Source organism: Leisingera sp. NJS204, assembly GCF_004123675.1.
In the GTDB taxonomy this organism is placed as follows: domain Bacteria; phylum Pseudomonadota; class Alphaproteobacteria; order Rhodobacterales; family Rhodobacteraceae; genus Leisingera.
Genome location: NZ_CP035417.1, coordinates 2,931,364 through 2,944,354, shown reverse-complemented (window position 1 = coordinate 2,944,354; position 12,991 = coordinate 2,931,364). Strand labels below are relative to the sequence as shown.

Genomic DNA, 12,991 nt, shown 5'->3' with positions numbered 1-12,991 from the left:
CCCCGATAGTTCAAAACTGTTGCAGCCTTGGATCAGCCCAGAACCCGGCCCGCCACTGCATCCAGTTTGGCCAGCAGAGCAGGATCGCGTTTCCCGGGTGCAGTCATGATCGCATATTCCAGCGCCTTGTCGCAGCCATGCGGGCAATCCGCACGATCCTGGCCCAGCAGACCGGGCAGGCGGCGGACCAGTTCGCGGGCATTGGCAGAGTTGCCCTGCAATGTTGCAATGATATCAGTGATTTCCACCGCGCCGTGTTCCGGATGCCAGCTGTCGTAATCGGTGACCATTGCCACCGAGGCATAGCATAGCTCCGCCTCGCGGGCGAGTTTGGCTTCGGGCATGTTGGTCATGCCGATCACATCGCAGCCCCATTGCGCGCGGTACATCTTGCTTTCCGCCATGGACGAAAACTGCGGCCCCTCCATGCACAGGTAGGTGCCGCCGCGGTGGATGTTTATGCCTGCATCCTTGCCCGCTGCTTCGGCGGCGTCCGAGAGCCGCTCGCAGGTCGGATGCGCCACGCTCACATGGGCCACGCAGCCGGTCCCGAAGAAGCTTTTTTCGCGCGCGAAGGTCCGGTCAATGAACTGATCCACAACAACAAAATCGCCCGGCGCCATTTCTTCGCGAAACGACCCGCAGGCAGAGACCGAGAACACGTCTGTCACCCCCAGCCGCTTCAGCGCGTCGATATTGGCGCGGTAGGGAACTTCGGTCGGGGAATGCACATGGCCGCGGCCGTGGCGGGGCAGGAAGGCCATTTTCACTCCGTCCAGGGAGCCGGTCAGGATCTGATCCGATGGCGCCCCCCAAGGCGTTTCGACCGAGACCCACCCGGCGCCTTCCAGCCCGTCGATCTCGTATATGCCCGAGCCGCCGATCACGGCAATCATAGTTTCACGGGGTTCTGATGCGGTCACGTGCTGCCCTCCTGATGCTGTTCGTTGGGATATGCACAAGCGGGGCCGGATTTGGCAAGAGCAAGGTGATCAACAGGGGACGGCAGGTGTGGCCCCCTGTGCACCGGTGTGTGCCGATGGCGCGGGAGCCTCCGGCGGGAGTATTTTTGAAAAGATGAAACAGCGGGAGCTATTCGCGCCGTATAATCCCGGCAAGCGCTGCGGCGCGGGCAGCGCGAGGAGAGGGACAAAGCGAACGCCCAAATCTTAACAAGCGCTAAAGTTAAGCGTCAGCCCTTTTGACCAAATGTTTCGCGCGCGAAACATTGCGGCAGAAAAGTTGACCTATTTGAGGTGTCGCAGGGCCGAACCTCAATCACAGGAAAGCCAAATGGCCGTCTGTGGTCAGCGGCGCGGTTGCGGTGGCGTTCGGCAGGCAAAGACGAAAACCCGCCATCTGGCGGGTTCTCCGGTTTCGCACATCCCCGGCTCAGCCTTCGTAGTCGGGCAGGGCTTTCAGCTCGTCTTCGGTCATCGAAATGTAGACGCGCAGGTCCGAGCCGTCGTCGGCACGCAGGATGTCGATCTTCGACAGTTCCAGCTCAACCGGTTTTTCGCCCAAGCCGAGGAAACCGCCAACGTCGATAACGGCGGCTTTGACCTCGCCGGCATCAGTCAGCAGCAGTTCGGAGACTTCACCGATCCACTCGTCATTGGAGTCATAGGCTGCTGCACCAGTCAGCTTCTCGGCGGTCAGATCGGTCTCTTCCGCAGTCATGTAGCCGTCGCGCTCTACCGGCACCCGGGGCTGCATGGCCGCTGTGGCTTCAGTGTCGGTCATGTGTTCAGTGGACCCGGTTTCTGCGGTGCCGGTTACCTCAGCCTCTGCTTCAACCTCTGCTTCGGCTGCGGCATCTGCGGCTTCTTCAGCTGCGGCTTCAGCTTCCGCGGCGAGCTCGCCTGCTTCCTCGGCAACCGTATCGGCGGCCCCTTCTGCCGCAGCCCCGGCTTCTGCAGCAATCTCTGCGCCTTGTTCGGAGATTGCCTCGGCAGCCTCTTCGGTGGCCGTATCGGATGCGAAGGCAGGGAAAGTTGTCACGGCGGCCAGCGCCGTGGAAAGTAGCAGCTTTTTCATGACCATTCTTCCTTAATCTAAAGTGGCTCGTGGGTGAGCACTCGGTGGAAAAACGCCCGGCAGGGGTGTTCGGTTCCCAGAGGGCTGCGAAAAACCGCTGGAGGCGCTTCAGGTCCGGGCAAAGGGCCGTGTCCAGGCATTGGCCGGGTGCCGTGAATATCCCGCACCCTTGCCCCATTGGCGTATTTCCGCTAGGGGCGGGCTGCGGACACTCCCCTTCCAAGTACAGGTACACCCAATGAGACGCGCAGCCATGGCTTTGCTGGCCAAGCAGATTTCCCCGCCCAACCTCTCCATCATGCAGGACGAGGGCTTTACCGTGGCCCGCGTGCGCACCGAATTGCTGTCCGGCCTCACCGTGGCGCTGGCGCTTGTGCCCGAGGCGGTGGCCTTTGCCTTTGTCGCGGGCGTGCATCCGCTGGTCGGGCTTTATGCGGCCTTTATGGTGGGGCTGATCACCGCGGTGTTTGGCGGCCGGCCGGGGATGATCTCGGGCGCTACGGGTGCGCTGGCGGTGGTGATGGTGGCGCTGGTGGCGCAGCACGGGGTCGAGTATCTGTTTGTCACAGTGGTGCTTATGGGGATTTTGCAGATCATCGCGGGTGTCATGCATTGGGGCAAGTTCATCCGCCTGGTGCCGCATCCGGTGATGCTTGGCTTTGTGAACGGTCTGGCGATTGTGATCTTCCTGGCGCAGCTGACCCAGTTCAAGGACCCGGAAAACACCGAAGCCTGGCTGGCAAGCTCGCAGCTGGTGATGATGCTGGGGCTGGTGGGGCTGACCATGTTGATCATCTGGGGCACGCCCAAGATCACCGCGATCATTCCGGCGCCGCTGGCCGGGATCGGCATTGTGGCAGCGCTGGTGATTGCCTTTGGGATCAATGTGCCGACCGTGGGCGACATGGCCTCAATCAAGGGCGGGTTCCCGTCCTTCCATAATCCGTTTGGCACCGGCGAGGGGCTTTATGGCACTGCTTTGGCGCCGTTCACGCTGGAGACACTGTGGATCATCCTGCCTTATGCGGTGATCCTGGCGGCGATTGGCCTGATTGAGAGCCTGCTGACGCTGAACCTGGTGGGCGAGATCACCGGCAAGCGCGGCGGTGCCAGCCAGGAGTGCATCGCGCAGGGCGCGTCGAATGTGGTGACCGGCTTTTTTGGCGGCATGGGCGGCTGTGCGATGATCGGTCAGTCGATGATCAACGTGAAATCCGGCGGCCGGACGCGGATTGCGGGCATTACTGCGGCGCTGTTCCTGCTGGCGTTCATCGTTGTGGCCTCTCCGCTGATTGAACAGATCCCGCTGGCCGCACTGGTGGGCGTGATGTTCATGGTGGTGATCGGCACCTTTGCCTGGAACAGCTTCAAGGTGATGACCAAAGTGCCGCTGATGGATGCCTTTGTCATCGTGCTGGTGACCGTGGTGACGGTGATGACCGACCTGGCGATTGCGGTTGTGGTGGGCGTGATCGTCTCGGCGCTGGCCTATGCCTGGAACAATGCACGCCGCATTCACGCCTATACCCGCGAATCTGAGAGCGACAAGGGCGCCAAAGTCTATGAAATCGAAGGGCCGCTGTTCTTTGGCTCTACCGATGGGTTCATCGAGCTGTTTGATGTGGCAGGTGATCCGGATCATGTGATTGTGGATTTTGCCCGCAGCCGGGTTGTCGACCAATCAGCCTTGCAGGCAATCGAGGCATTGGCGGGCAAGTATGAGGCCGAGGGCAAATCTGTGGTGCTGCGCCATCTGAGCCGGGATTGCCACCAGCTGCTGACCAAGGCGGGACATCTGATGGTCGATAGCGATGATGACCCGGACTATGAGGTTGCGGTGGACTACTCGGTCAAAACCGGGGTTCTGGGCGGCCATTGACGCCTGATCGTTTGAAAGAGAAACCCGCGGGTCTGGCGAGCCGCGGGTTTTTTTGAAATGGGCTCTGGCTCACCATACCAGCAAATACCAGTGGCAGGGCTTAGTCGGGGGCGAGGGTTTCCAGCATGTCGAGGTCGCCGGAAAGAAGCGCGGGTTCAGCGGCGGCGATCAGCTCAGGCGGCCAATCCCACCATTTGAGGCTCAGCAGCCGGGCGATCTGCGGCTTGGGGAAGCGGAAGCTGTGCACCGTGCCGGGGTTGCCGGTGATGACGGCATAGGGCGGGACAGAGCCGCGCACCACCGCGCCCGCGCCGATGATAGCTCCGTCGCCGATACGGGCGCCGGGCAGGATCAGCGCGCCATAGCCGATCCAGACGTCGTTGCCGATCACCGTGTCGCGGGTGTCCGGCTGAAACCCGGTCATCTGCGTCTGATCGAACACCGGGAAGGGAAAGCAGCTGAGCCCGTCCTGGGCGTGGTTGGCTGAGGCGGTGATGAAGCGCACACCGTCCGCGATCTGGCAGAACTTTCCGATCACCACACGCTCGCGCGAACCGGGAAAGAGGTAGGGCGCAAGATGGCCGGCCCAGTCCTTTGGCGGCTCAAAGGCGGAGGCATAGGTAAAGGCGCCGATGGAAAAATTCGGGTGATCAACCGCTTCGGACAGCATTACGGTGCCGGCATGGGCGCTGCCGTCCGGCAACGTGATCGGATTGCGTTTTTTCGGGTCAGGCAATGGCATGTCGGGTCTCAATCATCGGGGCGGGTGAGCGGGAACAACTCGCGCACCACTGAATAGTCGCGGTAGCCGAGGCGGGCCAGCGGCTGGAATGCGGTGACATCAAAGGTGCCGTCGCGCAGGCAATCATCGCGCAGATGCACGCCGGTCACCTCGCCGAACACCACCTTGTTCGCCTCGCCCGGCAGGGTCACGATCCGGGTCAGTTTGCACTCCAGCGCGGCCGGCGCTTTGGCCACACGGGAACAGGCGATGGTTTCGCAGTCTGTGGCTTCAAGCCCTGCATGGGCGAATTCGTCCGCCTCCTTGGGCAGCGCGGCGGAGCTGGCGTTCATAGCCTCCCGCAGCGCGTAAGACACCACATTGACGCAGAACACGCCGGTTTCCTCGATATTGGCAACGCTGTCCTTGGTGCCCTCTTGGTCGGGCTTGCTGCTGGTGGAGGCAAACATCACCTGCGGCGGGCTGTAAGCCACTGCGTTGAAAAAGGAATAAGGCGCCAGATTGTTCACCCCGCCGGCGGAGCGCGAAGAGATCCAGCCGATTGGCCGCGGTGTGACGATGGCATTAAACGGGTTGTGGGGCAGGCCGTGGCCGTCCTCGGGTCGGTAGAACATTCGTGCTTCCTGCTCAGGGGATTTCAGGGGCTTAGGTGTTTGCCCAAGGCTTACGCCCGTGTTAGGCCGAATGCCAGCCTGCAGGGGGAAAATGCGGAGGCCGGAACAGGGACATGGCGGCGTGATCGAATTGATGGCAGAGCAGCCGGAAGACCGGTGGGAGGTTGAGGCGCTGTATGACCTGTGCTTTGCGCCGGGCCGCGAGGCGTTGTCGTCCTACCGGTTGCGCGACGGGGTGCCGCCGGTTGCAGGTCTCAGCGAGGTGGCGCGCGACAGTGACGGCATCCTGGCCGCAGCCATCCGGTATTGGCCGGTTCTTATTGGCACGGCGCCTGCGCTGCTGCTGGGGCCGGTTGCGGTGCATCCGACACGGCAGGGCGAGGGGCTGGGCGGGTCTTTGATTCGCGACAGCCTCGCCAAGGCAGAGGAAACCGGATGGGCACGGGTGATGCTTGTGGGCGATGCGCCCTATTACCGGCGCTTTGGTTTTACGAAACTGACCGGGGTTGAAATGCCGCCGCCCACCAACCCGGACCGGGTTTTGGGAATGGCGCTGCAAGATGCGGCCTGGGACGGCATCCAGGGGCAGGTGCGCCGCTGGCGGGGTTGAATTCCCGCCCCTGGCTGCCGATCTTTAAGAAGGGCAGAGGAGGCGCTTGTGGCGGACGTTTTATCAACAGCACGGGTATTCACCCCGCAGGATATTGAAGCTGAACTGGAGGCGCTGGCTCAGCGGCACCGGGCGGCGGGCGGCTTTGGCGTGGACCTTTTGAACCGGCTGGGCGGCAGCGGCGAAAGCCTGCTGGAGCGGCTGCCGGAGCCAGTGCGGGCCGGGCTGACAGGCGCCACTGAGACCGCCCTCCGGGTTGCCATGAAGGGGGCCAGCCAGTCACGCCGCCTGGTGGCGGATCAGAAACCGGGCGTCGACCGGATGGTGAGCGCAGCCATGGGCGCTGCGGGCGGCGCCGCGGGCCTGCCGGGCGCATTGGTAGAGCTGCCTGCGACAACCGCGTTTTTGCTCCGGACCATCCAGGGCGCCGCAGCTGCGGAGGGGTTCGACCCGGAGGCCGACAGCGTGCGTTTTGATTGCATTCAGGTGTTTGCAGCGGCTGGCCCATTGGCCGAAGATGACGGTGCGGATCTGGGCTTTGTCTCGGTTCGGCTGGGGCTGCCGGGAGGCTTGCACAAGCTGATTGCCCAGGTGGCGCCCAAGCTGGGTGCAGTGCTGGGGCAAAAGCTGGCAGCCCAGGCGGTGCCGATCGCCGGGGCCGTGGCCGGGGCCGCGGTGAATTACGTCTTTGCGGGCTATTACCGCGAGATGGCGCATGTGCATTTCGGGCTTCGGCGGCTGGCGGTGGATGCAGATCTGCCGCAGGAGGAGCTGGCCGCAAAGCTGCGGCAGCGGCTGCACAGCCCAGGTGCGGCACAGTAGATACAACAGACCTCTTGCACTTGCCGCGGCGGGAGATTTAATCAACCCTTCCTGCTAAGAGGGAAAGCATGATTCAATACAGCCTCAAATGCACCGATGGCCACAGGTTCGACAGCTGGTTCCAATCGGCGGCGGCCTTTGACAAGCTGGCAGCGGCGGGTCTGGTGTCCTGCGCTGTCTGCGGTGGCGCACAGGTGGAGAAGGCGATTATGGCGCCACGGGTCCGCCCCGGGCGCAAGGCGGTGTCTGCTGTCGGGGAACCGGAACCGCAGGCTGCTGCGCCCGCCGCTCCGGCTGCGCTCCCCGCAGCTGCGCCGGCGGCGGCTGCAGGACCCGGCATGCTGAGCCGCCCTGCGGGCGCGGTGGAAAAAGCGATTGCTGATCTGCGCAAGAAGGTTGAGGAGAACTCCGATTACGTCGGCGGCAGTTTTGTTCAGGAAGCACGCGCAATGCACCTGGGCGAGGCGCCGGAGCGGGCGATCCATGGCGAGGCCAAGCTGGAAGATGCGCGGGAGCTGATCGAGGAAGGCGTGCCGGTCATGCCGCTGCCGTTCCGTCCCGGGCGCAAAACAAACTGAAGGGCAGAGCAAAAATGCATGCAGTTGTAACAGGAACCAGCCGCGGCATCGGCAAGGAGCTGGTGAAACGGTTGCAGGAGGCGGGCTATGAGGTGACAGGCACCTCGCGCGATCACTCCTCGGGCGTCAAGCTGGATGTCTCCGACCCTGGCCAGCAGGCGCGCTTTGCGGCCCAGATCAAGAACCGGCCGGTGGATCTGCTGGTGTGCAATGCCGGGGTCTATATCGACAAGGCGATGGGGCTTGAGGACTACTCGGCCGAGGTCTGGGCCAAGACTCTGGCCGCCAATGTGACCGGCGTGTTTCTGACGGTGCAGGCGATGTTGCCTAATTTGCGGCTGGCAGAAGAGCCGAAGATCGCCATCCTGTCCTCGCAGATGGCCAGCCAGTCGCGCGCACCCGGCGGCAGCTATGCCTACCGCGCGTCCAAGGCCGCGGCGCTGAACATCGGCCGCAACCTGGCCACTGATCTCCAGCCGGAAGGAATTGCCGTCGGCATCTATCACCCGGGCTGGGTACGCACTGACATGGGCGGTTATGAAGGCGATATCACGGTGGAAGAGTCCGTCGCCGGGCTGATCAATGAATTCGCAGTGCTGAACCTGGACACCACTGGCTGTTTCCACACCTGGGACGGCCGTATTCAACCTTACTGACTTTGCTGCCGCACAGAAGGCCGAGGCTCCCCATCCGCAGAGGCCTGGCTGCGCCAGCCCCGTTGGCGGGCTTGGGCCGGGCGCCGCGCGGATGGGCGGCGCGGCACCGTGCATTGGCACGGTGCTATGCCCAACGGGCATAGGGCCTGATAAGGCCCGTTGCCGGGCGGGAGTGCCTGCCTGTGCTCAAGCTGCCGCGCATTAAAGGTACAGCTTGCATGAAAAAACCGGCGCAGAACCTGCGCCGGCTTTTGTCTTGTCGGTCAGGCCTGCCGCGAGTGACGGCCAGCCGGTCACTCCCAGCAGCTGACCAGCACGGTCATGCCGGACGCCAGCCGGGTCATTGCCGCATTGGGCAGGCTGCCTGCCGGCGCGCTCTGTGCTGCCGGGGTCATGCCTGCGGTGTTCAACGCGCTGCGGATGGCTTCGGCGTTGACGGCAAAGCTGACGCCTTCGGGCAGTTGCTTGCCCTCGATCTGGCGCGGCAGCAGCATCCCCAGAACAGCGCCGCTGCTGTCCAGAACCGGGCCGCCCGCATCGCCGGGTTGGGCTGACAGTTCCAGCCGGGCAACGCCGGTGTTGCCATCCAGGCTTTTGACGTCTGCGACTTTGCCCCAGGTCAGGCTTGGTGCGCCCAGCACACCCTCATAGGAGAAGCCGGAAACAGCGATCTCAGACTGCAGCCGCGGCGAGGCGGTGCTGAGTTCACCAACTGCGGCAGGCGCCAGCGCCTGGACCGGGCGCAGGATGGCGATGCCGTCGGCGGTGTTGTTGGCCGCCACTTCGGCCCTGTAGCCGTGGTCCAAGGTGATGCGGGTACAGCCCGCCACCACGTCTGAGGTGGTCAGCACACTGCCGTCGCCATCGACAAAGAAGCCGGAGCGCGACAGTTTCGGCTTACGGATTTCCAGGCCGGAAACCAGGTCGATGTTCTGCACAGCATCGCCGCCAGCTGCCGGGTCCAGCACGCCGTCGAGGCGGGTGAAGCTGGCTTGCATTGCCGCCAGAACGCGGGCGCGGCGGTCTTCGTCACCGGCTGGCCAGATCAGGGTAAAGCCCTTCACTTCGCCGTTTTTCAGGCTGGCTTGGGTAAAGGAGACGATCTTGCTGTTGCGGCCTTCGATGGTGAAGCTGTCCTTGCCGCGCTGGCGCGGGCCTTCCAGCGGCACAATCGCCAGCGTCTGCATAATGTCATAAAGGCCGAAAAGGGTGCGTTTGTCGCCGGGCTGGCTGATCAGCAGCACCTCAGCGCCCAGGCTGCCCTTGGCGGCGTAATGGGCAAAGGGCGATTCATAACGGTCGAACGCGACCTCATCCGCAGGGATCTGCAGGGCGATGCCGGCTTTGGCGTCTTCCACGCGGGCCATGCCGACCGAGATCAGCGGCGCGTTGTATTCATCCATCAGCACCTGGCGCTGGGCGGTGGTCAGCACGCCGGTGGGTTCAAATCCGCGCGCCGTTTGCCAGTCGCTCATCGAGCCGCGGGTGCCGCGGCCAAAGGCGCCGTCAATGGACGAGCTGTAGAAGCCTGCGGCCTTCAGGGCGACCTGCAGTTCCATCCGCTGTTCACGCGACAGCACGCGTTCGCTGCGCCGCGCCTCGGCGGGGGTCTCATCCGGCAGGTTCGACTGCACGGCTGCCTGCTGTTGCGGCGCGGGATCCGCCGCCGCAGGGGCCGCCGGTGCAGGGGCAGGCGCTGGTTGCGCCGGGGCGGTTGCATCTGCCGCCACCGGGTAGAACTGGTTGCGCAGGTTGCGGCGGAACGCGATGAAGCTGTCGCGCGGGATCTGGTTTTCGGCGCGGTAGACTTGCAGCACCCGTTCGGCATCTTCGCGGGCGTAGGGGCCGATCACCACCCCGTACCAGCCGCCGCCAAGCGCATAACCGGAGACGTCGGGCAGGCGGGCGGCATAGGTGCGGGCCTCGGTCTCGGCCTCGCGCAGGGAGGGGCGGGCGGCGATCTGGATCCACACTGCATCGCGGCTGCTTTGCGCCGAAACCGGCGCGGTGAACGCAATGGCCAGCGCAATCAGCGGCAGCGCCAGAGCGGCAAACAGTTTTTTCATTGTCAGGGCCTCGTATCCCGGAAGGTCTCTTATTCTTTGCCGCGGAGGTTAAGCATTTTGGCACGGCAAAGGGAACTCCTCATCGCAGGGGGAATTCCCGCCCCGTTGCCGCATTCCCGCACTTTTGTTGCCAATGCGCTGCACAGCGCAGGGCAGCCGCTGCGGTGTAAGCCCCCGCAGGGCGTTGACCCTGCCCATCGCCTTGCATAGGAAGATCCCCGCAATTGCTGCCCCAGCTGCCCCAAAAGGGATACGAGATGACCCAGACCAACGGCGCGCCGCGCTCCTTCCAAGAGATTATCCTGAGGCTTCAGAATTACTGGGCCGCCAAAGGCTGCGCGGTGATGCAGCCCTATGACATGGAAGTCGGCGCCGGCACCTTCCACCCGGCGACCACGCTGCGCTCGTTGGGGTCCAAAGCCTGGGCCGCTGCTTATGTGCAGCCCTCGCGCCGCCCCACCGACGGGCGCTATGGTGAAAACCCGAACCGGCTGCAGCATTATTACCAGTACCAGGTGCTGATCAAACCCTCGCCGCCGAACCTGCAAGAGCTGTATCTGGGCAGTCTTGAGGCCATCGGCGTTGATATGGCGATGCATGACATCCGCTTTGTCGAGGACGACTGGGAAAGCCCGACGCTGGGCGCCTGGGGACTGGGCTGGGAAGTCTGGTGCGACGGCATGGAAGTTTCGCAGTTCACCTATTTCCAGCAGGTCGGCGGCCATGACTGCCATCCTGTGTCGGGCGAGCTGACCTATGGTCTGGAGCGTCTGGCGATGTATGTGCTGGGTGTCGATCACGTGATGGACATGCCCTACAACGATCCGGATGCGCTGATCCCGCTGACCTATGGCGATGTGTTCAAACAGACCGAAGAAGAATACGCCCGCTGGAACTTTGACGTGGCCAATACCGAAGTGCTGCTGCGCCATTTCGAGGAAGCCGAGGCCGAATGCGCCGCCATCCTGGCGCAGGAGCATATGGACCCCAAGACCGGCAAGCGCATCATCATGGCGCATCCCGCCTATGACCAGTGCATCAAGGCTTCGCATATCTTCAACCTGCTGGATGCGCGCGGTGTGATCTCGGTTACCGAACGGCAGGCCTATATCGGCCGGGTCCGGGCGCTGGCCAAGCAATGCGCCGATGCCTTTGTGCTGACCGAAGCTGGCGGGCATACCGCCGGCGCCGCAGCCTGAGCAGGGATAGCACGGTATGGGGAAAGTTCTTGCTCTGGTCCTGATCCTGTCGGCGCTCGCTGCCGGCGGGGCGATGTATTACCTGCAGATCTACGGGTTCTACGATAACGTCGAGCTGCAGCCGGGCCGCGACGTGATGCTGATGCCGCTGGACGGCGGTGAGCCGCAGCCCGTGGCCTATTCGGATTTTGAGGCGATTGACGCCGGCAGCTCGCCGATCCGCTACCGCGCCTGTTTCACCACCAGGGTTTCGCCGGACGAGTTGGCGCAGATCTTCACCCTGACGGACAAGCTGGAACCGCGCAACGCGCCGGGCTGGTTTGAGTGTTTTGATGCCGCAGCCATCGGCGCCAGGCTGGCGGATGGCTCGGCCAAATCCTTTCTGTCGGTCAAGAACATCTCCTTTGGCGTCGACCGGGTTGTTGCCGTCACTGACGATGGCCGCGGTTATGTCTGGCACGAGCTGAACAAATGCGGCCAGAAAGCCTATGACGGCACTGTGGTGGGCGAGGAATGCCCGCCCCGGCCGGCAACAGGCGAATAACCGGAACGTTCAGAGGTAAATCCCGCGCGGGACATGGAAACCCATATCACCATACCTGACTTCATCTCGGTAACGCTGGGGTTTGCGGTCTTTCTGCTGGGCGCACGCCTGAATGCCAAGGTTGCGGTGCTGCGCCGGTTCAACATCCCGGAGCCGGTGACTGGCGGGCTGGCGGCCTCGGTTGCGGTGCTGCTGGTCTACGGCCTGACCGGTCTGCAAATCGAGTTCGAAATGCAAAGCCGCGACTACCTTCTGGTGCTGTTCTTTGCCGGTATCGGCCTTAACGCGCGGCTTTCCGACCTGGTCGCCGGTGGCAGGCCGCTGGTTATCCTGCTGGTGCTGACCCTGCTGGCCATTCTGGCCCAGAACGTGATCGGCGCGACCGGGGCCGTGCTATTCGGATATCCGGTTCAGGCAGGCGTTCTGTTCGGCTCGGCCGCACTCATCGGCGGGCACGGAACGGCCATTGCCTGGGCGCCCGATGTGGCTGCCGCGGCAGGGCTGGACGGGGCTGCCGAATTGGGCGTGGCGGTGGCCACCCTTGGGCTGGTGCTGGCAGCACTGGTAGGCGGGCCGGTTGCCCGCCACCTGATCAACCGCCATGGGTTGACGCCTGCGCGCCCGGAGGAGGAACAGACAGTCGGCCTTGGGCATGACGAGGCGGAGACAGCAAGCGTCGGCCACCTCGACCTGATGCGGGTGATGCTGTACCTGAACCTTGCCATAATCCTGGGATATGCCGCCTCGATCAGCCTGGACGCCGCGGGGGTGAAGCTGCCGCTATTTGTGCCCTGCCTGATCGCGGGCATTCTGCTGGCGAACCTGCGCAGCCTGCTGGCGCCCGCTGCGGACCCTGTCGCCCGCACCCCGGCGCTTGCTTTGATCTCGGAGTTCTCGTTGGGCGCCTTTCTGGCCCTGTCGCTGATGGCCCTGCAGCTGTGGACCATCGCGGGGCTGGGATTGGCCATTGCCGTCATCATGCTGGCACAGACGCTGTTCACCGTGGCCTTTGTGCTGTTTGTTCTGTTTCCGCTGCTGGGACGCGGCTACCGGGCTGCGGTGCTGGCCGCCGGGTTCGGCGGCTTTGCCCTGGGCGCCACCCCCACTGCCATCGCCAATATGACCGCTGTGACCAAACGCTACGGGCCGTCGCCTATTGCCTTTGTTGTGCTCCCCCTTGTATCCGCCTTCTTTGTTGATATCGCCAATGCCATCGTCATCCAGGCGATTGTGAATTTCTGAGG

At 63.6% G+C, this 12,991-nt stretch carries 13 protein-coding genes; 8 read left to right on the top strand and 5 right to left on the bottom strand.

Going from position 1 to position 12,991, the window contains the following annotated elements; genetic code table 11:
• Positions 1-32 precede the first annotated feature (32 nt).
• Positions 33-896: an S-methyl-5'-thioadenosine phosphorylase gene (locus ETW24_RS14475; RefSeq protein ID WP_129372941.1), complete on the bottom strand. Its 864-nt coding sequence runs from the start codon at positions 894-896 to the stop codon at positions 33-35.
• Between the two features lie 496 nt (positions 897-1,392).
• The gene (locus ETW24_RS14470; RefSeq protein WP_164982747.1) at positions 1,393-2,037 is read right to left on the bottom strand and encodes a PRC-barrel domain-containing protein; all 645 of its coding nucleotides are present in this window, start codon (positions 2,035-2,037) and stop codon (positions 1,393-1,395) included.
• 238 nt (positions 2,038-2,275) lie between these two features.
• On the opposite strand from ETW24_RS14470, the gene ETW24_RS14465 reads away from it, so the two are divergent.
• Positions 2,276-3,916, top strand: a complete 1,641-nt coding sequence (locus ETW24_RS14465; RefSeq protein WP_129371701.1) for a SulP family inorganic anion transporter — start codon at positions 2,276-2,278, stop codon at positions 3,914-3,916.
• 100 nt (positions 3,917-4,016) lie between these two features.
• On the opposite strand, the gene ETW24_RS14460 is transcribed toward ETW24_RS14465, so the two are convergent.
• Together ETW24_RS14460 and ETW24_RS14455 are read right to left on the bottom strand one after the other, a co-directional pair.
• Positions 4,017-4,658: a CatB-related O-acetyltransferase gene (locus ETW24_RS14460; RefSeq protein WP_129371700.1), complete on the bottom strand. Its 642-nt coding sequence runs from the start codon at positions 4,656-4,658 to the stop codon at positions 4,017-4,019.
• A gap of 8 nt (positions 4,659-4,666) precedes the next feature.
• Positions 4,667-5,272: a flavin reductase family protein gene (locus ETW24_RS14455; protein WP_129371699.1), complete on the bottom strand. Its 606-nt coding sequence runs from the start codon at positions 5,270-5,272 to the stop codon at positions 4,667-4,669.
• A gap of 121 nt (positions 5,273-5,393) precedes the next feature.
• Here ETW24_RS14455 and ETW24_RS14450 point away from each other — a divergent pair, with 121 nt between their 5' ends.
• The 4 genes from ETW24_RS14450 to ETW24_RS14435 all read left to right on the top strand — a co-directional run bounded on the left by ETW24_RS14450 (position 5,394) and on the right by ETW24_RS14435 (position 7,938).
• A complete protein-coding gene (locus ETW24_RS14450; RefSeq protein ID WP_129371698.1) occupies positions 5,394-5,882 on the top strand; it encodes a GNAT family N-acetyltransferase in 489 nt (162 codons plus the stop codon).
• Positions 5,883-5,930: 48 nt separating this feature from the next.
• Positions 5,931-6,704 (top strand): EcsC family protein, encoded by a 774-nt coding sequence (locus ETW24_RS14445; RefSeq protein WP_129371697.1) that lies wholly within the window; start codon positions 5,931-5,933, stop codon positions 6,702-6,704.
• Between the two features lie 68 nt (positions 6,705-6,772).
• A complete protein-coding gene (locus ETW24_RS14440) occupies positions 6,773-7,282 on the top strand; it encodes a DUF1178 family protein (protein WP_129371696.1) in 510 nt (169 codons plus the stop codon).
• A gap of 14 nt (positions 7,283-7,296) precedes the next feature.
• Positions 7,297-7,938 (top strand): SDR family oxidoreductase, encoded by a 642-nt coding sequence (locus ETW24_RS14435; protein WP_129371695.1) that lies wholly within the window; start codon positions 7,297-7,299, stop codon positions 7,936-7,938.
• Between the two features lie 293 nt (positions 7,939-8,231).
• Here the strand turns inward: ETW24_RS14435 and ETW24_RS14430 are convergent, their stop codons facing one another.
• Positions 8,232-10,004, bottom strand: a complete 1,773-nt coding sequence (locus ETW24_RS14430; RefSeq protein ID WP_129371694.1) for a trypsin-like peptidase domain-containing protein — start codon at positions 10,002-10,004, stop codon at positions 8,232-8,234.
• A gap of 257 nt (positions 10,005-10,261) precedes the next feature.
• On the opposite strand from ETW24_RS14430, the gene ETW24_RS14425 reads away from it, so the two are divergent.
• Genes ETW24_RS14425 through gltS form a run of 3 tightly spaced genes read left to right on the top strand, consistent with a single transcriptional unit; the run spans position 10,262 to position 12,989 of the window.
• Positions 10,262-11,203: a glycine--tRNA ligase subunit alpha gene (locus ETW24_RS14425; RefSeq protein ID WP_129371693.1), complete on the top strand. Its 942-nt coding sequence runs from the start codon at positions 10,262-10,264 to the stop codon at positions 11,201-11,203.
• A 16-nt stretch (positions 11,204-11,219) separates the two neighbouring features.
• Positions 11,220-11,747, top strand: coding sequence for a DUF6446 family protein (locus ETW24_RS14420; RefSeq protein WP_129371692.1), 528 nt, complete (start codon positions 11,220-11,222; stop codon positions 11,745-11,747).
• A gap of 33 nt (positions 11,748-11,780) precedes the next feature.
• Positions 11,781-12,989 carry a sodium/glutamate symporter gene (gene gltS / locus ETW24_RS14415; RefSeq protein WP_129371691.1) on the top strand — a complete coding sequence of 403 codons (1,209 nt, stop codon included), beginning with the start codon at positions 11,781-11,783 and terminating at the stop codon, positions 12,987-12,989.
• Positions 12,990-12,991 lie beyond the last annotated feature (2 nt).